General features: G+C 71.3%; 22 protein-coding genes and 1 pseudogene. 19 read left to right on the forward strand and 4 right to left on the reverse strand.

Features of this window, described 5'->3' with window-relative positions; translation table 11 throughout:
* Positions 1–283: 283 nt before the first annotated feature.
* The gene (locus tag ACFVV1_RS26110) at positions 284–739 is read right to left on the reverse strand and encodes an ATP-binding protein (protein WP_389993813.1); all 456 of its coding nucleotides are present in this window, start codon (positions 737–739) and stop codon (positions 284–286) included.
* Positions 723–1,652 carry a hypothetical protein gene (locus ACFVV1_RS26115; RefSeq protein ID WP_389993583.1) on the reverse strand — a complete coding sequence of 310 codons (930 nt, stop codon included), beginning with the start codon at positions 1,650–1,652 and terminating at the stop codon, positions 723–725. Before ACFVV1_RS26115 ends, ACFVV1_RS26110 begins: the two co-directional genes overlap by 17 nt.
* Positions 1,653–1,690: 38 nt before the next feature.
* On the opposite strand from ACFVV1_RS26115, the gene ACFVV1_RS26120 reads away from it, so the two are divergent.
* The 6 genes from ACFVV1_RS26120 (at position 1,691) to ACFVV1_RS26145 (ending at position 10,120) form a co-directional block, all read left to right on the forward strand.
* Positions 1,691–2,938 carry a CapA family protein gene (locus ACFVV1_RS26120; protein ID WP_389993586.1) on the forward strand — a complete coding sequence of 416 codons (1,248 nt, stop codon included), beginning with the start codon at positions 1,691–1,693 and terminating at the stop codon, positions 2,936–2,938.
* Between the two features lie 294 nt (positions 2,939–3,232).
* Positions 3,233–5,530, forward strand: coding sequence for a HAMP domain-containing protein (locus ACFVV1_RS26125; protein WP_389993589.1), 2,298 nt, complete (start codon positions 3,233–3,235; stop codon positions 5,528–5,530).
* Positions 5,531–5,536: 6 nt separating this feature from the next.
* Complete coding sequence (pgsB, locus tag ACFVV1_RS26130; RefSeq protein ID WP_389993592.1) at positions 5,537–7,216, forward strand: poly-gamma-glutamate synthase PgsB; 1,680 nt, start codon at positions 5,537–5,539, stop codon at positions 7,214–7,216.
* A complete protein-coding gene (locus ACFVV1_RS26135) occupies positions 7,213–7,695 on the forward strand; it encodes a poly-gamma-glutamate biosynthesis protein PgsC/CapC (RefSeq protein WP_093897272.1) in 483 nt (160 codons plus the stop codon). Before pgsB ends, ACFVV1_RS26135 begins: the two co-directional genes overlap by 4 nt.
* Before the next feature lie 44 nt (positions 7,696–7,739).
* Entirely contained in the window at positions 7,740–8,822 is a 1,083-nt protein-coding gene (locus tag ACFVV1_RS26140; protein WP_389993595.1) for a C40 family peptidase, read from the forward strand.
* Positions 8,823–9,292: 470 nt separating this feature from the next.
* Positions 9,293–10,120 (forward strand): alpha/beta fold hydrolase, encoded by an 828-nt coding sequence (locus ACFVV1_RS26145; protein ID WP_389993598.1) that lies wholly within the window; start codon positions 9,293–9,295, stop codon positions 10,118–10,120.
* Positions 10,121–10,151: 31 nt separating this feature from the next.
* Here ACFVV1_RS26145 and ACFVV1_RS26150 read toward each other — a convergent pair whose 3' ends face one another.
* Positions 10,152–10,340: a hypothetical protein gene (locus ACFVV1_RS26150; protein WP_389993824.1), complete on the reverse strand. Its 189-nt coding sequence runs from the start codon at positions 10,338–10,340 to the stop codon at positions 10,152–10,154.
* Here ACFVV1_RS26150 and ACFVV1_RS26155 point away from each other — a divergent pair.
* The 9 genes and pseudogenes from ACFVV1_RS26155 to ACFVV1_RS26195 all read left to right on the forward strand — a co-directional run.
* A pseudogene (locus ACFVV1_RS26155) lies at positions 10,288–10,464 on the forward strand (helix-turn-helix domain-containing protein); the annotation flags it as partial. The gene ACFVV1_RS26150 and the pseudogene ACFVV1_RS26155 sit on opposite strands and share 53 nt — an antisense overlap.
* Before the next feature lie 201 nt (positions 10,465–10,665).
* Positions 10,666–12,513 (forward strand): glutamine--fructose-6-phosphate transaminase (isomerizing), encoded by a 1,848-nt coding sequence (gene glmS, locus ACFVV1_RS26160; RefSeq protein WP_389993816.1) that lies wholly within the window; start codon positions 10,666–10,668, stop codon positions 12,511–12,513.
* A gap of 20 nt (positions 12,514–12,533) precedes the next feature.
* Positions 12,534–12,902 (forward strand): holo-ACP synthase, encoded by a 369-nt coding sequence (locus ACFVV1_RS26165; RefSeq protein ID WP_389993601.1) that lies wholly within the window; start codon positions 12,534–12,536, stop codon positions 12,900–12,902.
* Positions 12,903–12,906: 4 nt separating this feature from the next.
* Positions 12,907–14,418: an NAD(P)H-hydrate dehydratase gene (locus ACFVV1_RS26170; RefSeq protein WP_389993604.1), complete on the forward strand. Its 1,512-nt coding sequence runs from the start codon at positions 12,907–12,909 to the stop codon at positions 14,416–14,418.
* Between the two features lie 61 nt (positions 14,419–14,479).
* On the forward strand, positions 14,480–14,863 hold the full coding sequence (locus tag ACFVV1_RS26175; RefSeq protein ID WP_389993607.1) for a DUF488 domain-containing protein: 384 nt from the start codon (positions 14,480–14,482) through the stop codon (positions 14,861–14,863).
* 97 nt (positions 14,864–14,960) lie between these two features.
* Entirely contained in the window at positions 14,961–16,115 is a 1,155-nt protein-coding gene (alr, locus tag ACFVV1_RS26180; RefSeq protein ID WP_389993609.1) for an alanine racemase, read from the forward strand.
* 93 nt (positions 16,116–16,208) lie between these two features.
* Positions 16,209–17,486 (forward strand): alpha/beta fold hydrolase, encoded by a 1,278-nt coding sequence (locus ACFVV1_RS26185; protein WP_389993612.1) that lies wholly within the window; start codon positions 16,209–16,211, stop codon positions 17,484–17,486.
* A complete protein-coding gene (gene tsaE, locus ACFVV1_RS26190; protein WP_389993616.1) occupies positions 17,455–18,003 on the forward strand; it encodes a tRNA (adenosine(37)-N6)-threonylcarbamoyltransferase complex ATPase subunit type 1 TsaE in 549 nt (182 codons plus the stop codon). The genes ACFVV1_RS26185 and tsaE overlap by 32 nt, the downstream gene beginning before the upstream one ends.
* 163 nt (positions 18,004–18,166) lie before the next feature.
* Positions 18,167–18,361 (forward strand): hypothetical protein, encoded by a 195-nt coding sequence (locus ACFVV1_RS26195; RefSeq protein WP_389993618.1) that lies wholly within the window; start codon positions 18,167–18,169, stop codon positions 18,359–18,361.
* A 61-nt stretch (positions 18,362–18,422) separates the two neighbouring features.
* On the opposite strand, the gene ACFVV1_RS26200 is transcribed toward ACFVV1_RS26195, so the two are convergent.
* Entirely contained in the window at positions 18,423–18,989 is a 567-nt protein-coding gene (locus ACFVV1_RS26200; RefSeq protein ID WP_389993621.1) for a hypothetical protein, read from the reverse strand.
* A gap of 152 nt (positions 18,990–19,141) precedes the next feature.
* Between ACFVV1_RS26200 and tsaB the strand changes: the two genes are divergently transcribed.
* Genes tsaB through ACFVV1_RS26220 form a run of 4 tightly spaced genes read left to right on the forward strand, consistent with a single transcriptional unit; the run spans position 19,142 to position 21,694 of the window.
* The gene (tsaB, locus tag ACFVV1_RS26205; protein WP_389993624.1) at positions 19,142–19,804 is read left to right on the forward strand and encodes a tRNA (adenosine(37)-N6)-threonylcarbamoyltransferase complex dimerization subunit type 1 TsaB; all 663 of its coding nucleotides are present in this window, start codon (positions 19,142–19,144) and stop codon (positions 19,802–19,804) included.
* Positions 19,801–20,304, forward strand: a complete 504-nt coding sequence (gene rimI, locus ACFVV1_RS26210) for a ribosomal protein S18-alanine N-acetyltransferase (protein ID WP_389993626.1) — start codon at positions 19,801–19,803, stop codon at positions 20,302–20,304. Before tsaB ends, rimI begins: the two co-directional genes overlap by 4 nt.
* Positions 20,304–21,404, forward strand: a complete 1,101-nt coding sequence (gene tsaD / locus ACFVV1_RS26215) for a tRNA (adenosine(37)-N6)-threonylcarbamoyltransferase complex transferase subunit TsaD (protein WP_384457548.1) — start codon at positions 20,304–20,306, stop codon at positions 21,402–21,404. The genes rimI and tsaD overlap by 1 nt, the downstream gene beginning before the upstream one ends.
* Positions 21,401–21,694, forward strand: a complete 294-nt coding sequence (locus ACFVV1_RS26220) for a hypothetical protein (RefSeq protein ID WP_389993629.1) — start codon at positions 21,401–21,403, stop codon at positions 21,692–21,694. Before tsaD ends, ACFVV1_RS26220 begins: the two co-directional genes overlap by 4 nt.
* Positions 21,695–21,780: the final 86 nt, after the last annotated feature.

A 21,780-nucleotide genomic window follows, 5' to 3' on the forward strand; every position in this document is an offset into this window, starting at 1 on the left:
TCTCTTCTTCCTCGGTGGTCAGGCCCTCGATCGGGATTGCGAGTCCCGGCCGGGGGCCGACGCATGTCTGGGGTTGTGGGGGCGAGCATATGCCTGCCAACCGGGCAGAAATCCAGCCGAGTTGGTGATCCTCACTCGTGTGAGTGACGGGCCTTCGCGTGAGGCCGGGGTAGGGATTGGGGTTGGGTTGGGAAGTTTCTTCTTCCCCGAGCCTTAAAAGCTTTTTACGTCGGGGCCCGCCGCGTCGCGGTTCACCGGGACGTGACAGACCGGGTCGTGACTGTCACGTTCCGGTGAGGGCTACCTCTGCCCAGACGGTCTTGCGGGGGAAGGGCCCCACCTGCACGCCCCACCGGATGGCGATCGCCTCGACGAGCAACAGCCCGCGTCCCGCCTCGGATTCGTCGGTCCGCTCCGGGACGCGGGGCAGCACGTCCCCGCGAGCATCGGCAACCTCGATACGGAGCGTGTCCCCGGTGACGGTCAGCATGATGCGGAAGTCCCGCCCCGGTACGTACCCGTGCAGGGCGGCGTTCGCCGCCAGTTCGGCGATGACACGCCCGGCGTCCTCCAGCGGCAGGCCCCACGACCGGAGTTGCTCGGTCGCGAGGAGCCGGGCGAGTCGGGCACCTCGACGGGTGGCGGAGAGTCTGCGGCCTCCGCGCGGCGGGCGATCGTGCTCGGCCGGGCGGTCTCTGCACGACGTGCCCGAGCGCTTCGTTTCAGGGCAGCGTGGCAGCCAGCGCCGCGACCGCCTGCCGCATCCGGTTCTCGTCGTCGCGAACGCTCCGGCTGAACTCCATGTGGAGGAAAGGGACACCGTCCGCCGCGGCCCGTCGCCCCTGTTCGTTGCTGCGCCCCTCCAGCGCGCAGCGGCGCGACCACGCCTGGCAGACGTCGAAGCCTTTCTGCCGCAGGGCGGCCGCCGTGCGACGGGCCGCCGTACGGCCCTGGTCGCCTTTGCCGGTGGATGCGATGACGTCGTAGTCCGGTTCGGTGGCGTCGGCGAAGCCGTGCACCTGCAGGCCCGGCAGCCGGCGTGCGACCAGTTCGTCGCACACCACGTCGAACACGGTGTCGCTGCGGTGTGCGACGTCGGCCCGGTCTCCCTCCCCGGCGTTCCGGTGCGCGCCGGCCAGCACCAGCACCCCACCGGGCCTGGCACGCAACACCCCGATGCCCAGCTGCTCGCTCCGCGCGTCGGCGACCGGATGCGGGACCTGGACCGACCAGCGGACCGCGGTGCCGAGGTCGACATAGACCCGGCCCCAGCCCCGCCTGGCCTCCGCCGCACGGTCGGCGATCTCGGCGAAGCGGCGGCCGGTCCCGGTGTCGGTGAACGTACGGATACCGAAGTCGACCTCGGCCAGGCGCCTTCCGGCCTCGGCGCGGTGGCCGTCCAGGAAGAGTCCGACGCCCTCGGCGACGGTACGGCGCTGCGCGCGCAGAGGCCGCTGATAGTGGCTGTGCCCCACCGTGTCCCTGGTGAAGTCGGTGATGCGCCGGGCCAGATCGTAACCGTCACGGGCAGCAGGGGAAGTCTGTCCGGGTCGATCCTGGTAACCGGACGGAACGACAACCGCCACCAGAGCCCCGAGGGTGACCACCGTCACCACCGCAAACAGCAGTACTGCCTTGATCGTTATCTTCACGGCAGGCCACGCGTCCTATTCAAGTGAAAATATTAAGGGTGCCACCATTCCCTCATAGTTCCTTCGCGGTTCGCGCCACCGTGCTGGCGCTCCTCGCCGCCACCGCCGCAGGTTGTTCGCTTCCGGGCGGTGACAGCGGCGCCGACGCCGAGTCCGGCCCGTCTTTCACCGTCGCCGCCGCAGGCGACATCCTGATCCACCCGCAGCTGACCGAGCAGGCCCGCAAGGATGCCGCGTCGGCCGGCGGCAAGGACGCCGGGAGCGGTGACACCGCCGCCGATGGGCTCGACTTCGGCGCGATCATGGCCGGGGTCAAGCCTGTGATCAGCAAGGCCGACCTGGCGATCTGCCACTTCGAGCCGGTCGTCGGCAAGCCCGAGGGGCCGTTCCAGAGCTACCCGGACTTTCTGGTCCCGCCGCAGATCAGCACGGCGATCAAGGGCGTCGGTTACGACACCTGTTCGACGGCGTCGAACCACACCCTCGACCACGGCGCCGAGGGCGTGAAGCGCACGCTCGACACGCTCGACAAGGCCGGTCTCAGGCACACCGGTTCGGCGCGCAGCGGCGAGGAGGCAGCCAAGCCGCTGATCATGGATGTGAAGGGCGTGAAGGTCGCCCAGCTGTCGTACGCCTTCGGGTTCAACGGCCGCGAGATTCCGGCCGACAAGCCCTGGATCGTCAACCAGAACTCGTTCGACAGGATTGCCGCCGCCGAGAAGGCCGCCCGCAAGGCCGGCGCCGAGGTGGTGATCCTCAGCATCCACTGGGGTCGCGAGCACCACCCGGATCCGAGCGCCCCACAGCTGAAGCTGGCCCGCAGGCTGGCGAAGGAGACCGGGATCAACCTGGTGATCGGCCACCACGCTCATGTGGTGCAGCCGATGGAGAAGGTCGACGGCACCTGGGTTGCGTATGGCCTCGGCAACCAGCTGGCGCGGCACGACGTGCCCTCCGGACTGACCGAGGAAGGTGTCATCGGCTGGTTCGAGTTCCACAAGCGGGGCGACACGTGGGACGTGGACGCTCGCTACGTACCGACGCTCGTCACCATCCCGCCGGACGTCGACGGGAGCGACCCGGATTCCGCCGACGCGGCCGAGGCGTCGGGCGCGGTGAAGGACCACCGGCTGGTGAATCTCGCCGAATCCCTGCGCAGCGGCAAGGACCTGTCGCGGGAGGAGCGGGCCAGATACCAGCTGGCGTTCGAGCGCACCCAGGGCACGATGCTCAACCGGGGTGCTGCCAAGGACGGTCTGAAGCCGCTGGTGGATCTTCCGGACTGATCCGCACCCACCCGCACGCCATCTCTCCGCCGACCCGCAACCGACCAGTGATTGACCTGCAGTTGTCTCACGGTTGTCCCCCAGATGACGTGCAGATGAAGCGCGACGAACCGGAATCCAAGCTCCGTCACGTCATGGTTCGGACCTGAAACATGGCGTACGTCACAACGGCAACTCTCCGTGCAACTTTCCGCCAAGCTTCCGAGTCGTGGAACTGGTCGCACTTTCTCCATATCTCCATGACACGCATTGGTGCGGGCCGGAACTCGGGCCAGAACCTGAAAGGCAACACTCATGGCCGCTTCGTCCGCGAAACGGCGGCACAAGGTCCGACGCCGGGCCGACATGTCGCTGTTGGGCGGCATCCGTCCACCCATTGCGGTCCTCTCTGCCCTGCTGCTTTCCCTCGCGGGCATCACCGCCCTCGGCCTGGGCAGAGCCAGTCAGGACCCGGTACCCGCAGCCGTGCTGACGTCACAGCAGCACTTCGCCGAGGACGGTGCCATCGCCATGCGCGCCTCGATCGACGAGAGCGCCACCGACCTGACCCGTACCGCCGGGCTCTTCAGCGCCGGCGATCCGGTCTCGCCGGACGCCGTCCTCGACAAGATCGGCAGTGTCTACCAGAAATGGATGGGCACGGCCGTCGTGGAGATCAAGTCCGGGCGGATGCTTGCCGCGCGCGGTGAGAACGTGCCCGTTACCGCCGTCGACACGAGCAAGCTCGCCGGGCAGGACGGGCTCAGCCCGCGCATGGTGCGGCTGCAGAACGGCGAGACCCGGCTGCTCGCCCTCGCCCTGCTGTCCTGGCCGGACCGGCCGCAGCAGCTGCTGATCGCATCGAGCAGTCTGCGCTTTCCCGGCATCAGCCTCGGACAGTTCCGCTCCATCGCCGTGATCGACAGCGAAGGACGCATCCTCAGCAGCGACGGCATCCCGGAACCCGAGCAGGTGCTGACCGACCTTCAGCGCGACGGCGTAAAGCGCTCCAACAAGCAGCTGAAAGCTTTTTCCAAGATCGCCGCTGCCAAGGCCGCGCAGCATCCGCTCAAGACGAAGGAGCCCGGTTCCGGCGGCTTCCCCGGGGTCAGCGGCAGCCTGCTCGGCGACTCCTTCGAGGGCGACCGCTCCGTCGCCGGATACGCCACGCTCACCGGCCCGCAGCCGGGCGAGGGCACGGTCGCGACCGCGCTCGGGCTGACCGTCGTCGCCATGGTCGATGTCGCCGTGGACCCCACGCGGGTCGTCGGGCCGCTCTTCGGCCTGCTCGCCGCGGCCGCGGTGCTGCTGATCGGCGGCCTCGCGGTTGCCCTGTTGCTCGGTACGGTCCAGCGGCCGCTGCTGAAGCTCTTCCTGGAGAGCCGCCGACTCACCCGCGGTGACCTGACCCGCCCCGTCACCGTCCCGAGGTACGGCGAGGCCGCGCGGATCGGGCAGGCCCTGGAGCGGCTCCGCCGCCAGCTCCTCGGCGAACCGGCCGGTACCGCGGCCGTGTCTTCCGGCGCATCGCGTCGCAGCCGCTTCGGCACCCGCGGCCTCGTCGTGGTCTGCGGCATCCTGCTGCTCGCCTGGTCTGCGCCGATGCTGCTGCTCTTCAACCGCGCCGACTCGACCGTCGCCGTGCCGGAGCAGATCATCAGTGACCAGCGCGAGCGCACCGACACGCTCTCCGACCGGGTACGCCGCGCGCTCAACGAGGGCCACGCCGACCTGGTGTCCGTCTCCTCCCTGATCGGCGACCGGACCAGCCCCGACGACATGAAGAAGGTCCTGGAGCGGACCCGCACCGAGCATGTGCGCTACCGGTCGCTGTACGTACGCGCCGCCGATGGCACGATCACCGCCCGGGCCGGCGAGTCCCCGCACCGGCTGCCCGCAGGCGACAAGGGCAACGACAAGCCGTTCGCGCAGCCGATCAACGTCCTCAACGACTCGGGCAAGGAACCCGTCATCGCCGGGTACGCAGAGATCCCGGGCCGCGACGGAGCCGCCGTGATCGGTGAGTTCCGGATCGACTTCATCAACTCGCTGCTCAAGCGCCCCGGCCTCGGCCAGATCCGGGTCGTCGACGCCGAACGCCGAGTCCTCGGCGGCAACACCGGGTACCTCGCCTTCCAGAGTCTTCCCAAGCGGCTCGACGAGCTGGCGACCGGGGCCAACCAGAAGACCGGCCTCAGCGCCCGCGCCGGCGGAGTCATGTACCGCGACGGCGACGGAGTCCAGATCGCCGGCGCCGCGCCGTTCGTCGGCGGCGGGGCGGCGAAGAAGCTCGGCTGGACGGTAGTCAGCTGGCAGCCCGCCGCAGGCCTTGCCATCCCCGAGTACAGCCTGCAGAACCGCACCGTCCTCTCCGGGCTGCTCGGCATCACCGCCGCCGCTGCCTGCCTCGGCTGGCTGCACATCGTCGTCGTACGGCCGCTGCGCGAGCTGGCCGGAAAGGCCGAGGCGCTTGCCGACGGCGACCGGCGCACCGTGCTCTTCCCGCACCACCACGACGAGGTCGGCGCGGTCGCGCGAAGTCTCGAACTCGTCCGGCAGCAACTCCAGGAGCAACGCAGACGCGACGGCGCTCCCCTCGCCGGAAGGAACTGATCGGCCTTGCTCTTCCTCTACACCGTGCTCGTGGTGTGCTGCGCGATCCTGCTGATCGCGGGCATCGTCGAGCAGCGCCGCCATTTCAGCAATCTGGAGCGGATCCCGACCCGCGTACTGATCAACGGCATCCGCGGCAAGAGTTCCATCACCCGGCTCTGCGCCGGCGCACTGCGCGGCGGTGACCTCGTCACCGTCGCCAAGACGACCGGCACCGCGGCCCGCTTCATCCACCCGGACGCCACCGAGGAGCCGGTCTACCGCAAATTCGGCATCGCCAACGTGGTGGAGCAGATCGGCATCGTGCGCCGCGCCGCCTCGTACACCCCGGACGCGCTCGTCATCGAATGCATGGCCGTCATGCCGGCGCTCCAGGAGATCAACCAGTCGAAGCTGATCCGTTCGACGATCGGTGTGCTCTGCAACGTGCGCGAGGACCATCTGGCCGAAATGGGCCCGACACTCGACGACGTGGCCCGCTCGCTGTGCCGCTCCATGCCGGAGGGCGGCATCTGCGTCACCGCCGAGCAGGACCGCTTCGACATCCTCCAGGAGGAGGCGGACGCCCGGGATTGCCAGCTGATCTACGCGGACCCGGAGACCGTCAGCGACGAGGAGCTGCGCGGGTTCAGCTGGTTCACCTTCAAGGAGAACGTGGCAATCGCGCTGACCGTCGCCGAACTCCTCGGCGTCGACCGGGAGACCGCGCTGCAGGGCATGTACGACGCTCCGCCGGACCCGGGTGTCCTCTCGGTCGAGCGGTACCGCACCCACGACGACAAGCGGCTGCGGTTCGCGAACGTCTTCGCGGCCAATGACCCCGAGTCGACGCTGATGAACATCAACCAGCTGCTCGACCTGGGGGCGATCAGCCGGCCGTTGAACGTTGTCATCAACTGCCGCCCCGACCGGGTCGAGCGCAACGGGCAGATGGGCCAGATCATCCCCGACCTCCAGCCCGAGAAGGTCTTCGTCATCGGACACCCGGCGAAGAGCGCCATCGACGCGATCCCCGCCCAGTGGCGGCACACGGCGGTCGACCTGGGCGGTGACAAGCGCGATCCGGAGGAATTCATGCGGCAGCTGCTCGACCAGCTCGGCCCGGAGTCCTCGCTCGTCGCGATCGGCAACATTCACGGACAGGGCGAACTTCTGCTGGAACAGCTGGCCGAACTGCCCGCGGACGAGACGCCGGACGAGACGCCGGACGAGCTGGACGCGAGGGACGCGCACAACGGCGTGCGCGGCGAGGCACGTGCCGAACGACACGACGACGGACCGCCCACCGCGGCCGTTCCCGTGATCCCGGCCCAGCCCCAGCGCCGAGCGCCCGCCCCCGAACCCGGCCACGTGCGGCACGACGAGACGCTCGCGCTCCCGCGGTACACACCGCGCCTCGACCCGTTCGCGCCGTACCCCGAGGCGTACGAGACCCGCTACCAGCAGCACCAGCCGGCTGTACGCCCCCAGCAGCCCCAGCAGCCCCAGCAGCCCCAGCAGCCCCAGCAGCCCCAGCAGCCCCAGCAGGAGCAGCCGGGACAGCGGACGCAGCAGCCCCGGCCGATGTCCGGGATACCGCCACAGAGCCCGGCGCAGCCGCCCGCAGAGCCCTATGTACGCGGTCCGTTCGAGCCGGTTCGGCCGCCCGCCCCGGCCCAGCAGCAGAACCCAGGAGAACCCCGTTGATCCCCTCCGTCCTCACCCCTGAGATAGCCGCGATCGGTATCGCTCTGGGGCTGATGTTCTCGCTGGTCTGCTACCTGACGACCAACCTCTCACCCGGCGGCATGATCACCCCGGGCTGGCTGGCCCTCACCCTCGTCGAGGACCTGCAGCGCGCGGCCATGGTGGTCGGCGTCACCGTGCTGACGTACGTTGCCGTCCTCGGCCTCCAGCGCGTCGTGATCCTCTACGGCAAGCGGCTGTTCTCCACCGTCGTGCTCACCGGCGTCGTCTTCCAGGCGACGCTGATGATCGTGCTGTCGCTCGAGTTCCCGCTGATGTACACCAACCAGACGCTCGGCTTCATCGTCCCGGGCCTGATCGCCTATCAGCTCGTCCGCCAGCCCAAGGGTGCGACGCTGCTCGCGACCGGCACGGTGACGCTGATGGCGTACGTCGTACTCACGGCCGGAATCCTGCTCGGCGCCCTGCCCACCGTCTGACCCACCGACACCGCTCGACCCACCCACCCGGAGCTGACCGACTCATGAGTGCCAAGACCAAGCGCGGCCCCCGCCCGGTGCTGCATGCCGTCACGGTGATCAGCCTGCTTGCGGGCAGCGCCTACCTCACCGTCGAACTGCGCAAGGACGAACAGGCCAAGGCCCCTGCCGTGCAGGCCGTCACCGACAACCCGGCACTGCGGTCTTCCGGCGCCGGTCTCAAAGACGGCGAACAGCGCTGGGAGCGACTGCGGAACCCGGCCCGCACCCTGCTGCGCGGGGCCGACGGCGAGGTCCTCGCCAGCTTCACCGACGGCGCCCGCACCGCCACACTCACCGGCCCCAGCCGAACCTTCACCGAACCCGCCTCCACCAAGTCCCGGGTCGTCACCGAGGACTGGGTGCGGCTCATGCCGTACCAGTGGAAGAAGGGCTCCGAGAAGGAAAAGTGGTTCAAGGACTGGTTCAAGGAGTTCTTCGGCAGCGAGGAGGACGACCTCTTCGCGACGGCCTTCCAATACGTCGACCAGGCCCCGGTCAAGAAGGACGACGAGGGGGTCCCGTACGCCGGGGACGCCAACTTCGGTCCGATCAACCCGAACGGCAGCCCGGGCAACGACTACCGGCTGGAGGAGTCCGACTTCTTCGACTACCTCGGCATCCCGTACACGTTCCGCAACGGCACCACGATGCAGCCGCGTCCCGAGCGCGCCCGCTCGATGGACTGCTCCGGCTTCATCCGTACGGTCTTCGGCTACCGCGCCCGCTATCCGCTGATGGTCACCGACACCCTCGGCGACGGACTGCCGCGCACCGCCAACGGAATGGCCCGCTCGAACCGCGGCACGGACATCATCGACCTCAAGGGCATCGCCCCCGCGGACCGGCCGAAGAGCATCGACGTGCTGCAACCGGGCGACCTGGTCTTCTTCAAACTCGACCAGCGCACCAAGCAGCGCCTCGACCACGTCGGCATATACATGGGGCACGACACCGACGGACACAAGATCTTCGTGTCCAGCCGCGAAGAGGTCAACGGACCGACCATCGGAGACAAGGGCGGCACGTCCCGGCTGGACGGGAACGGGTACTACGCCGCCACGCTGCGCAGTGCCAAACGCCTGTGACGCGAGAGCGTGTCGGACCGCTGAAGTCGTGCGACCCGCGGACGCGTCGTCGTCGAGACGGCTGACGGTTGCAGCGGGCGGCCGGGCGATCACCGGAGGGGCCCGCGTGCGTTTCACAGCGACTGTGCCCTGTGTCGCTTCGTGGCCCGTTTCGCATCAGGCTCAGGTCGCTCCCGCCAACGGCTGCTCCTTCCGCGGCGGGACACCTGACGCCGGTCACCGGCGGGGCGGGTCACAGGTCACGGGAACCCTTCTCCAGCCGCGGAGAAGGCAAGGGGTGTGAGACGCACAGAGGATGCGGGCGGGCTGCGCCGACGCGTACGGACGGGGGACCGTCGGACGTTCGCTGTCCTGAGCCCCTGAAGGCGAGGCGCGGACGCCGTCGGGTCGCCACGATTCGGATTGCGGCCCCGGCGTCCGGCCGCACCCTGGATGAGGGGGCCCGGCAGCACACCCGAGAGGACAAACGTATGCCCGCGGTGACCACGCGTGACGGTGTCGAGATCTTCTACAAGGACTGGGGCCGCGGCCGCCCCGTCGTCTTCATCCATGGCTGGCCCCTGAACGGGGATGCCTGGCAGGACCAGCTCAAGGCGGTCGCGGACAACGGATTCCGCGGCATCGCGCACGACCGGCGCGGGCACGGCCGCTCGACCCCGGTCTGGGACGGCTACGACTTCGACACCTTCGCGGACGACCTCGACGACCTGATCACTCAACTGGACCTGCGGGACGTCACGCTGGTCGCACACTCGATGGGCGGCGGCGAACTCGCCCGATACATCGGCCGCCACGGTACCGGCCGGATCAGGTCGGCCGTCCTGCTCTCGGCGATTGTGCCGCTGATGCTCAAGGGCCCCGACAACCCCGAGGGCGTACCCCGGTCCGTCTTCGACGACATCAAGAAGGGCATCCTCACCGAGCGTTCGCAGTTCTGGAAGGACACCGCGATCGGCTTCTTCGGCGCGAACCGCGAGGGCAACAAGGTCACCCAGGGCAACAAGGACGCCTTCTGGCACATGGCCATGGCCGAGACCATCGAGGGCGGTGTCGCCTGTGTCGACGCCTTCGCGGCCACGGACTTCCACGCGGACCTGAAGAAGTTCGACATCCCGACGCTGGTCGTCCACGGTGACGACGACCAGGTCGTCCCCATCGACGCCACGGGCCGCAAGTCCGCCGAACTCATCCCGAGCGCGACCCTCAAGGTCTACGAGGGCGGCTCCCACGGCATCGCCCTCGTCCCGGGCGACAAGGAGAAGTTCAACAAGGACCTCCTGGAGTTCCTCAAGCGCTGAACCACCGGTTCGCCGGGGAGAGCCGGGCCGTTCAGGACGACGACCCGGCCTCCTCCCGTTCCGGCCGGGTGAGGCCGGTGACCAGCGCGCGGAAGGCCGTGCGGTACGTGCTGGGGCTGGTGCCCGTCAGCCGCTGGAAGTGGTGGCGCAGGTTGGCGGGGGTGCCGATGACCCTCCCCGACATCGCCACCCACGCGCGGACCAGCACCAGCAGCCTCACCCGCCGCTTCCGTGCCCACACCGGACTCGGTCCGCTCCAGTACCTGCTCCGTGCCCGTCTCCAGGAGGCGCAGCGTCTGCTGAGGGAGACGGACACCCCCGTCGAAGGCATCGCGGTGCGTACGGGATTCACCTCACCGGCCGCTCTGCGCCACCACTTCCGGGCCCTCACCGGCACCCCCCCCGTGCCTACCGCCGGGCCCACCGCGTCTCGGACTCGCCGCGCCGCGTCTCGGACCCAGCGCACCGCGCCTGCATTTCTGCCGCCCCGTTCGCCTTCTGCGACGATGCGAAGAAACGGGGTGGGTGACCAGGAAGGGAACGGTATGTGCGGAATCGTCGGATACGTCGGTGGGCAGTCGGCGCAGGACGTCGTGGTCGCGGGCCTCAAGCGCCTCGAATACCGGGGCTACGACTCGGCGGGCATCGCCCTCCTCGCGGACGGCGGCCTGGCCGCCGCGAAGAAGGCCGGGAAACTCGTCAACCTGGAGAAGGTGCTGGCCGAGGCCCCGCTCCCGGCCGGGACCACCGGGATCGGGCACACCCGCTGGGCCACCCATGGCGCCCCCACCGACACCAACGCCCACCCGCACCTCGACAACGCGGGCCGTGTCGCCGTCGTGCACAACGGGATCATCGAGAACTTCGCCGTCCTGCGCGCCGAACTCGCCGAGCGCGGCCACGATCTGGCCTCCGAGACCGACACCGAGGTCGTCGCCCATCTTCTCGCCGAGGCGTTCTCGTCCTGCGCCGACCTGGCGGAGGCGATGCGGCAGATCTGCCGGCGGCTGGAGGGGGCCTTCACCCTCGTCGCCCTGCACGCGGACGCGCCCGGCACGGTGGTCGGGGCCCGGCGCAACTCACCGCTCGTGGTGGGGGTGGGGGAGGGCGAGTCTTTCCTCGCCTCCGATGTGGCCGCGTTCATCGCGCACACCCGCTCCGCGATCGAGCTGGGCCAGGACCAGGTCGTGGAGCTGCGCCGGGAGGGTGTCACCGTCACCGACTTCGACGGGCGGCCCGCCGACGTCCGTGCGTACCACGTGGACTGGGACGTCTCCGCCGCGGAGAAGGGCGGCCACGACTCCTTCATGCTCAAGGAGATCGAGGACCAGCCCAGGGCCGTCGCCGACACGCTCCTCGGGCGGATCGACGGCGCGGGCACCCTCCACCTCGACGAGGTACGGATTCCGCCCCACGAGCTCCGCGACGTCGACAAGGTCGTCATCGTCGCCTGCGGCACCGCGTTCCACGCCGGGATGATCGCCAAGTACGCCATCGAGCACTGGACCCGGATCGCCTGCGAGACCGAGCTGGCCAGCGAGTTCCGCTACCGAGACCCGATCCTCGACCACCGCACCCTCGTCGTCGCGATCTCGCAGTCCGGCGAGACGATGGACACCCTGATGGCCCTGCGGCACGCCCGCGAACAGGGCGCGAAGGTCCTCGCCATCTGCAACACCAACGGCTCCACCATTCCCCGCGAGTCCGACGCCGTGCTCTACACGCACGCCGGGCCCGAGGTCGCCGTCGCCTCCACCAAGGCGTTCCTCACCCAGCTCGTCGCCTGCTACCTCGTCGCCCTGTATCTCGGACAGATCCGCGGTACGAAGTGGGGCGACGAGATCCGGACCGTCATCCGCCAGCTCTCCGAGATCTCCGGGGCGGTCGAACGGGTCCTGGAGACCATGGAACCCGTGCGCGCGCTGGCCCGCTCCCTCGCCGACCACGACACCGTGCTCTTCCTGGGCCGCCATGTCGGCTACCCCGTGGCCCTGGAAGGCGCGCTGAAGCTCAAGGAACTCGCGTACATGCACGCCGAGGGCTTCGCCGCGGGCGAGCTCAAGCACGGGCCGATCGCGCTCATCGAGGACGGTCTGCCCGTCGTCGTGGTCGTGCCCTCGCCGCGCGGCCGGTCGGTGCTGCACGACAAGATCGTGTCGAACATCCAGGAGATCCGGGCCCGCGGCGCGCGCACCATCGTCATCGCCGAGGAGGGCGACGAGGCGGTCGTCCCGTACGCCGACCATCTGATCAGGATTCCCGTTACGCCTACGCTGCTTCAGCCGCTGGTGTCGACCGTGCCCTTGCAGGTGTTCGCCTGCGAACTGGCGACGGCCCGCGGCAACGACGTGGACCAGCCGCGCAATCTGGCGAAGTCCGTGACCGTGGAGTAGCGAGAGTTGAGGGAACACGCGTGATCATCGGGGTCGGGATCGATGTGGCCGAGATCGAACGGTTCGACGCGGCGCTGGAGCGTACGCCGCATCTGGCCGACCGGCTCTTCCTGAAGAGCGAGTTGCTGCTGCCCAGCGGCGAGCGGCGCGGTGTCGCCTCGCTCGCCGTGCGGTTCGCCGCCAAGGAGGCCCTCGCGAAGGCGCTGGGTGCGCCGGGCGGCCTGCTGTGGACGGATGCCGAGGTGTACGTCGAGGACAGCGGGCAGCCCCGGTTGCGGGTGAGCGGCACGGTTGCCGCGCGCGCGGCCGAGCTGGGCGTACGGCACTGGCACGTGTCGCTCAGCCACGACGCGGGGGTGGCGTCGGCCGTGGTGATCGCGGAGGGTTGACCACATGCGTACCGCGTACAGCGTTCAGACCGTACGGGCCGCCGAGCGGGCCCTGATGGCCCGGCTGCCGGACGGCGCCCTGATGCAGCGTGCCGCGGCGGGACTCGCGGCGGCGTGCGCCGATGTGCTGCGCCGACGCGGCCGGGTCTACGGGGCCCGGGTCGTCCTGCTCGTCGGCAGCGGCGACAACGGGGGCGACGCGCTGTACGCGGGCGCCCGGCTGGCCCGCCGCGGCGCGGGCGTGCGCGCCGTGCTCACCTCGCCCGGCCGCGCCCACGAGGGCGGGCTCGCCGCCCTGCTCGCGGCGGGCGGGCGCGTGGCGGGCGGGGGCGCGGCGGAGGGAGGCGCGGCGGCGGGCGGGGGCGGAGACGCGGCCGGGAACCCGTTCGCGGCCGCCTGGGGCGGGCACGTCGATCTCGTCGTGGACGGGATCACCGGCATCGGCGGGCACGGCGGGCTGCGTCCGGAGGCCGCCGCGCTGGTGCGGGCCTTCGAGGCGACCGGCGCGGCCTTCGTCGCCGTCGACCTGCCCAGCGGCGTCGAGGCGGACACCGGCGAGGTGCTCGGCGACGCGGTGCGGGCCGACGCGACCGTCACCTTCGGCACGTACAAGCCCGGACTGCTCGTCGACCCGGCCGCCGGCCTGGCGGGCGCGCTGCACCTCGTCGACATCGGGCTCGGCCCGGAGCTGCCCGACGTGCCCGACCTGGAGGCGTTGCAGTACGCGGACCTCGCCGCGCTGCTGCCGGTCCCCGGCAGCGAGAGCGACAAGTACCGGCGCGGTGTCGTCGGCATCGTCGCCGGGTCGGCGCGGTATCCGGGAGCGGCGGTGCTGGCCGTCTCCGGGGCGCTGCGGGGCGGTGCCGGAGCGGTGCGGTACGTCGGTCCGGGCGCCGGCGCGGTGATCGCCCGCCATCCGGAGACGCTGGTCCACGCGGGGCCGCCGTCGAAGGCGGGGCGGGTACAGGCCTGGGTCGTGGGGCCGGGGCTCGGTGACGGTACGGAGGCCGTGGAGGCGGTCCGTGGCGTGCTGGAGGCGGACGTCCCGGTGCTCGTCGACGCCGACGGGCTGCGGCTGCTCGACGCCACCGTCGTACGCGCGCGCACCGCCCCGACCCTCCTCACCCCGCACGCCGGTGAGGCCGCCGCCCTGCTCGGCGTCCCGCGCGAGGAGGTCGAGGCGGGGCGGCTCGCCGCCGTACGGGAACTGGCCGCCCGCTTCCGCGCCACGGTCCTGCTCAAGGGGTCGACGACCCTGGTCGCCACCGATGCCGGACCCACCCCCGTACGAGTCAATCCGACCGGCACCTCCTGGCTGGCCACGGCCGGCAGCGGCGACGTCCTCTCCGGCCTGACCGGCTCCCTGCTGGCTGCGGGCCTCGCCCCGCGCGACGCCGCGTCGGCCGGCGCGTATCTGCACGGCCTGGCCGCCCGGCACGCCTCGGACGGCGCTCCCGTCGCCGCGCAGGACGTCGCGGAGGCGATCCCGGCGGCGTGGCGGGACGTACGGGCCTGAGTGATCCTGGGCGCAGACGGACGCCGACCGGGTCCGAAGGGCGTCGACAGGAGGGCCGACCGTGGGCAGCAGCGATGTACGCGTACGCCGGGTGTACGAGCCGAAGGAGGACGACGACGGCACCCGCGTCCTCGTCGACCGGCTCTGGCCGCGCGGCGAGTCCAAGGAGCGGGCCGCAATCGACAAGTGGCTCAAGGACATCACCCCGTCGAACGAGCTCCGCGACTGGTACCACGAGGACCGCACCGGCGCCCGCTATGACGACTTCGTCGACCGCTACCGCGCCGAGCTGGCCGACCCCGTCCACACCGCGGCCGTCGACGAGCTGGTGGAACTGGTCCGCGAGGGCGGCCCGGTCACGCTGGTCACGGCGGTCAAGGACGTACCGCACAGCCACGTCCCGGTCCTCGTCGACCATCTGGAACACGAGCTGCGCCACCACTGAGGTGGACCCACGTGGCCCGGCGGGTTGCCTCGGCGACCGGCCTCTCCCGACCCGCCGCCCGAGGGGTTTGCCGTACGCCTCTGAGAGACTGGGCGCGATGAACGAGACAGCGTCCTTGAGAGCCCGTGCCGAGATCGACCTCGACGCATTGCGCGCCAACGTGCGTGCACTGCGCGCGCGGACGGGCGGCGCGCAACTCATGGCCGTCGTCAAAGCCGATGCGTACGGGCACGGAGCGGTGCCCTGTGCCCGCGCCGCCCTGGAGGCCGGGGCCACCTGGCTGGGCACCGCGACGCCGCAGGAGGCGCTCGCGCTGCGGGCGGCCGGGCTCGGCGGCCGGGTGATGTGCTGGCTGTGGACGCCGGGCGGGCCCTGGCGCGAGGCGATCGAGGCCGACATCGATGTGTCGGTGAGCGGGATGTGGGCCCTGCGCGAGGTCGTCGCCGCGGCCACGGAGGCCGGCATTCCGGCCCGTATCCAGCTCAAGGCCGACACCGGCCTCGGGCGCAACGGCTGCCAGCCCGCCGACTGGCCCGAGCTCGTCGCCGCCGCCCGCACCGCGGAGGAGGCGGGCACCGTCAGGATCACCGGCCTCTGGTCCCACTTCGCCTGCGCCGACGAACCGGGCCACCCCTCCATCGCCGCCCAGCTGAACCACTTCCGCGACATGGTCGCGTACGCGGAGAAGGAGGGCGTCGACCCCGAGGTGCGCCACATGGCGAACTCCCCGGCGACGCTGACGATCCCCGAGGCGCACTTCGATCTCGTACGGACCGGGATCGCGATGTACGGCATCTCGCCCAGCCCCGAGCTGGGCACCCCGGCCGACTTCGGGCTGCGCCCCGTCATGACGCTCAGCGCGTCGATCGCCCTGGTCAAGCAGGTGCCGGCCGGCCACGGGATCAGCTACGGACACCACTACACGACCTCCGCCGAGACGAACCTGGGACTGGTCCCGCTCGGCTACGCGGACGGCATCCCGCGCCATGCCTCCGGCCGAGCCCCCGTCCTCGTCGGCGGCGTGTGGCGGCGGATCGCGGGCCGGGTGGCCATGGACCAGTTCGTCGTCGACCTCGACGGGGACCGGATCGAGGTGGGCGGCGAGGCGGTGCTCTTCGGCCCGGGAGACCGGGGCGAGCCGAGCGCCGAGGACTGGGCGCAGGCCGCCGGCACGATCGCGTACGAGATCGTCACCCGGATCAGCAGCCGTGTGCCCCGCGTCCATCTGCATGCAACCCCGGCCGAGTCCTGACCGAACAAGCGCCCCTGACCAGGCACGATCTGAGCACGACCGGAACAGACCGGCCCTGACCTGACGGACACGACCGACGAGGAGCGCGGCACGGTGAGCGAGATCAGCGCGGGGGACGCGGTGACGACGGCCGCCACGGCGGCCGGCTGGCGCCGGGCGGGGATCGCCGGGGCCGCCATAGGCGTGATCGCGGCGGGCGCGGCCGCCGGTGTCGCCGTCGAGCGGCTGACCGTGGGCCGCGGCATGCGCAGACGGGCCAGGCTGGCGCTGGACGCCTCGGGACCGTACGGCTCGCTGCGCGGACTGCCGGGCCGGGCGAACGCCGACGACGGCACCGAGCTGTACTACGAGGTCGACGAGGTCGACCCCGACGGCGGTACGGGGGCCACCGGGAGCGGTGCGACCGCTCCCGGCACCGCCGGCACGCGCCGGCGCAGGCTCTTCGGCCGCAAGGCGCCCGCGCCCGTCACCGTCGTCTTCAGTCACGGGTACTGCCTCAGCCAGGACTCCTGGCACTTCCAGCGGGCGGCGCTGCGCGGACTGGTCCGCACCGTCCACTGGGACCAGCGCAGCCACGGCCGCTCCGAGCGGGGCCGGGCCCAGGCGGACGGGGTGACGGTCGGCATCGACCAGCTCGGCCGTGACCTGAAGGCGGTCATCGACGCGGCGGCCCCCGAGGGCCGGCTGGTGCTGGTCGGGCACTCGATGGGCGGCATGACGATGATGGCGCTCGCCGAGCAGTACCCCCAGCTCGTCCGGGACCGGGTCGCCGCCATCGGCCTCATCGGCACATCGAGCGGGAAGCTCGGCGAGGTCAGCTTCGGGCTGCCGGTCGCGGGCGTGAACGCGGTGCGGCGGGTGCTGCCCGGGGTGCTCAAGGCGCTCGGTTCCCAGGCCGAACTGGTGGAACGCGGCCGGCGGGCGACCGCCGATCTCTTCGCCGGGCTGATCAAGCGGTACTCGTTCGGTTCGCGGGACGTCGACCCGGCGGTCGAGCGGTTCGCCGAGCGGCTCATCGAATCCACCCCGATCGATGTGGTCGCCGAGTTCTACCCGGCCTTCACCGAGCACGACAAGAGCCACGTCCTGCCCGCGTTCCGTGACGTCCCGGTGCTGATCCTGGCGGGCGACAAGGACCTGGTGACGCCCAGCTCGCACAGCGAGGCCATGGCGGACCAGCTCCCGGAAGCGGAGCTGGTCATCGTCCCGGACGGCGGTCATCTGGTCATGCTGGAACACCCGGAGACGGTGACCGACCGGCTGGCGGACCTGCTGGTACGCATCGGGGCGGTGCCCGCCGCGGCTGACGTCGGCGGGCAGGGAAGTAACGTTGGCGGACATGGAAGCACCGCACAACAGCCTGGCGGCTGAGGCCGACGCGGGCGCCGCGCCGGGCACCGTCACCGTGAACCTGGCCGTCGAGTCCCCCGAACAGATGCAGGCCCTCGGCCGCCGGATCGCCGCTGTCCTGCGCCCCGGCGACCTCGTGATGCTCTCCGGGGAGCTCGGAGCCGGGAAGACGACGCTGACCCGGGGGCTCGGCGAGGGCCTGGGGGTGCGCGGCGCCGTCACGTCCCCCACGTTCGTGATCGCTCGCGTCCACCCCTCGCTGACCGGCGGCCCCGCGCTGGTCCACGTCGACGCGTACCGGCTGGGCGGCGGACTCGACGAGATGGAGGACCTGGACCTCGACGTGTCGCTGCCGGAGTCGGTGGTGGTCGTGGAGTGGGGCGACGGCAAGGTCGAGGAGCTGTCCGAGGACCGGCTGCACGTGGTGATCCACCGTGCGGTCGGCGACACGGACGACGAACGGCGCTCGGTGACGCTGGTGGGGATCGGGGCGCGCTGGGCGGGCCTGTGCGGCGCGCGCGGGGTGCTGGAGGGCTGAGCGCGGGGGCGCTTTCCGACAGCTTTCCCCCACCTTTGCGACCGTTTGCCGACACTGTGTCGGCACATTGTTGCGTTGGGCGGGGCAGGCGTGGTCACATGGATGGCGAGAGCGGGTTAGGTCTGCCTAACCGCGCCTTCCACCGGAGCCTCAGGAGGCATCCATGACGACGTCCGCCGAACGTGAAGTGCCGCCGCCGCCATCGATGAGTGACCTGCTGGCGGCTTGCGCCGCGGCCACGGCGGTCTCGACGCCGCCGTCCGCCGACCCGGCCCCGGAGGCGCCCACGGACGCCGAATCCGACGCCGAATCCGACGCCGAGGGGGCTGAGGCGGGGCTCGAACGCCGGGCGGGCTGAACGACTGTCCCCGATCGAGGCGCGGGCTCCATTCCGGCCGAGGACGCCGGGGGCCCGGCGGCTACGGGACGACGACCACCTTCGTGCGTACCGTCGCGAACTTCCACAACGCGTCCCCGTCGGCCCGGGACATCCGCACGCCGCCCGTCTTCAGCGACGGATCCGGGCTCTCCATCGAGCCGTCCACTGCCGCGCTGAATCCGACGGACGCGCCCTCCACCATCGCGAACCGCACCACGTGCTCGATCATCACGCCGTCCGAGCCCTTGGTGGGCGGCCCCTGGCGCGGCGCACCCACCTCGTACGTCCCGGGCCGCGGACTCAGCGCGCTCGGCATGACCTCGAACGTCCTGTTCACCGTGCCGGACGCGTCGACGAGCCACACCTGACGGTCCTCCAGGGCGTACACCACACGCTTCCCGGTGCCGGAGCCGGCCGGGAGCGCGGCCGGCGGCTTCTTCGCCTTCGGCTTGTCGTGGCCGACGGCGGGTGCGCTGCTGGAGACCTTCGGCTTGGGGGCGGCGACGGAGTCGGGGGCGTTCGCCGATGCCTGGTAGGCCAGGAAACCGACCGCGGCGAGAGCCGCCGCAGTGAGCCCGGCCACGATTCCCGAGCTGCCCCTTGCCACCGTGCGCGCCCCTTTCGCTCCGTATGTCGTACAAGCGTTTAGCGATTACGTCGTACCCGCGTGTTCCCGGTGACGGTAGCAGCCGGGGCCGGTCGTACCGGGACGCCGTACGGGACACCGTGCCCCCGTCGGAGGAGCCGTAGGCTGTTTGCGTGCTCTTGCTCGCCGTGGATACCGCCACCCCCGCCGTCACTGTCGCCCTTCACGACGGGACCTCCGTCGTCGCCGAGTCCGGCCGGGTCGACGCCCGAAGGCACGGGGAGCTGCTGCTGCCCGCCGTCGACCGGGTCCTCGCCGAGGCCGGGGTGAAACTCGACGCCGTGACGGACGTGGTCGTGGGCGTCGGCCCCGGCCCGTACACCGGGCTGCGGGTCGGCCTGGTCACGGCCGCGACCTTCGGCTCCGCCCTCTCCGTGCCCGTGCACGGGGTCTGCACCCTGGACGGTCTCGCGTACGCCGCCGGGCAGGCCGGCCTGGAGGGCCCGTTCGCCGTCGCGACGGACGCCCGCCGCAAGGAGGTCTACTGGGCGCGCTACGAGGACTGCCGTACGCGCGTCACGGAGCCCGCCGTCGACCGGCCCGCCGACATCGCCGAGCAGCTCGCCCCGGTCCCCGTCGTCGGGGCGGGCGCGGTGCTCTACCCCGAGGCGTTCCCGGACGCCCGGGGCCCCGAGCACGTCAGCGCCGGTGCGCTGGCCGCCCTCGCCGCCGAGCGGCTCGCCGCGGGCGCGGAACTGCTGCCGCCGCGGCCGCTCTACCTGCGCAGGCCCGACGCCCAGGTCCCGAAGAACTACAAGGTGGTCACCCCGAAGTGACGAGCACGACTGCCGTACTGCGCGAGATGCGCTGGTGGGACATCGATCTGGTGCTGGCGCTCGAACGCGAGCTGTTCCCGGACGACGCCTGGTCGGCCGGCATGTTCTGGTCCGAGCTGGCGCACGCCCGCGGCCCGCGGGCCACCCGCCGCTACGTCGTCGCCGAGGACCCCGCCACCGGCCGGATCGTCGGCTACGCCGGGCTCGCCGCGGCCGGTGACCTCGCCGACGTACAGACGATCGGTGTCACCCGCGACCACTGGGGCGGCGGCCTCGGCTCCGAACTCCTCACCGATCTGCTGAAGCACGCCACGGCCTTCGAGTGCGCCGAGGTGCTCCTCGAAGTCCGCGTCGACAACACCCGGGCGCAGAAGCTGTACGAACGCTTCGGCTTCGAACCGATCGGCTTCCGCCGCGGCTACTACCAGCCCGGCAACATCGACGCACTCGTCATGCGCCTGACGGTGCAAGAGCCCGCACAAGAGACAGAGACTGACTGATGGCTGACGAACCGCTCGTACTCGGCATCGAGACCTCCTGCGACGAGACCGGCGTCGGCATCGTCCGCGGTACGACGCTGCTCGCCGACGCCGTCGCGTCCAGCGTCGACACACACGCCCGCTTCGGCGGCGTCGTCCCGGAGATCGCCTCCCGCGCGCACCTGGAGGCGATGGTCCCCACCATCGAGCGCGCCCTGAAGGAGGCCGGGATCAGCGCCCGCGACCTCGACGGCATCTCCGTCACCGCCGGCCCCGGGCTCGCGGGCGCGCTGCTCGTCGGCGTCTCCGCGGCGAAGGCGTACGCGTACGCGCTGAACAAGCCGCTCTACGGGGTGAACCACCTCGCCTCGCACATCTGCGTCGACCAGCTGGAGCACGGCCCGCTGCCCGAACCGACCATGGCGCTGCTGGTCAGCGGCGGCCACTCCTCGCTGCTCCTCGCGCCGGACATCACCAACGACGTACGGCCGCTGGGCGCGACCATCGACGACGCGGCGGGCGAGGCCTTCGACAAGATCGCCCGGGTGCTGGACCTCGGCTTCCCCGGCGGCCCGGTCATCGACCGGCTGGCGAAGGAGGGCGACCCGAAGGCGATCGCGTTCCCGCGCGGACTGAGCGGCTCGCGCGATCCCGCGTACGACTTCTCCTTCTCCGGTCTGAAGACGTCCGTCGCCCGCTGGATCGAGGCGAAGCGGGCGGCGGGCGAGGACGTGCCGGTACGGGACGTGGCGGCGTCCTTCCAGGAGGCCGTGGTGGATGTGCTCACCCGTAAGGCCGTCCGGGCCTGCAAGGACGAGGGCGTCGACCACCTGATGATCGGCGGCGGTGTCGCGGCCAACTCGCGGCTGCGGGCGCTGGCCGAGGAGCGGTGCGAGCGGGCCGGCATCCGGCTGCGGGTGCCGCGGCCGGGGCTGTGCACGGACAACGGGGCGATGGTCGCGGCGCTGGGCGCGGAGATGGTGGCCCGCAACAGGCCGGCCTCCGACCTGGAGCTGTCCGCGGACTCGTCGCTGCCGGTGACCGACCCCCACGTTCCCGGTGCCGACGCGCACGACCACGATCACGTGCACGAGATCAGCAAGGACAACCTCTACTCATGAGCGGCACGAGCGGTACGACCGTCGCACTGATGTGGGAGGCGCGCGCCACCGCCGGCCGGGGCCCCGAACTTCTGGAATGGGCGCGGGCCCGGTCGGCCGAGCTGGCCCGCGAGCCGCTGCGGCGCGAGCTGCTGCGCGCCCCGCAGGACCGGGTCCTGGTCCTCACCTGGTGGCAGGGGGAGTACGGCGACGAGCTGCCCGAACTCCCCGAGCCGGACCCGGAGTTGATCACCCGCCCGGTGCACCGGTGGCGCTTCGAGTCGCTGGGGGCCGTCGAGTCCCCCGGCTGATCAGCCCTCGGTGATCTCGTCGGGTTCCCCGGTCCCCTCGACCGCTCCGGTGGCCGACTCGGCAGCTGCTCCGGTGGCCGCCCCGG

The sequence above is a fragment of the Streptomyces sp. NPDC058092 genome (assembly GCF_042884935.1).
Taxonomy (GTDB): domain Bacteria; phylum Actinomycetota; class Actinomycetes; order Streptomycetales; family Streptomycetaceae; genus Streptomyces.

Excerpts from the sequence above, each read along its gene's own strand:
- tsaD (WP_384457548.1), top strand. The coding sequence starts at position 20,304 with ATGGCTGACGAACCGCTCGTACTCGGCATCGAGACCTCCTGCGACGAG.
- ACFVV1_RS26195 (WP_389993618.1), top strand. The coding sequence starts at position 18,167 with ATGACGACGTCCGCCGAACGTGAAGTGCCGCCGCCGCCATCGATGAGT.
- ACFVV1_RS26170 (WP_389993604.1), top strand. The coding sequence starts at position 12,907 with ATGCGTACCGCGTACAGCGTTCAGACCGTACGGGCCGCCGAGCGGGCC.
- ACFVV1_RS26140 (WP_389993595.1), top strand. The coding sequence starts at position 7,740 with ATGAGTGCCAAGACCAAGCGCGGCCCCCGCCCGGTGCTGCATGCCGTC.
- ACFVV1_RS26220 (WP_389993629.1), top strand. The coding sequence starts at position 21,401 with ATGAGCGGCACGAGCGGTACGACCGTCGCACTGATGTGGGAGGCGCGC.
- alr (WP_389993609.1), top strand. The coding sequence starts at position 14,961 with ATGAACGAGACAGCGTCCTTGAGAGCCCGTGCCGAGATCGACCTCGAC.
- tsaE (WP_389993616.1), top strand. The coding sequence starts at position 17,455 with ATGGAAGCACCGCACAACAGCCTGGCGGCTGAGGCCGACGCGGGCGCC.
- ACFVV1_RS26145 (WP_389993598.1), top strand. The coding sequence starts at position 9,293 with ATGCCCGCGGTGACCACGCGTGACGGTGTCGAGATCTTCTACAAGGAC.
- ACFVV1_RS26125 (WP_389993589.1), top strand. The coding sequence starts at position 3,233 with ATGGCCGCTTCGTCCGCGAAACGGCGGCACAAGGTCCGACGCCGGGCC.
- glmS (WP_389993816.1), top strand. The coding sequence starts at position 10,666 with ATGTGCGGAATCGTCGGATACGTCGGTGGGCAGTCGGCGCAGGACGTC.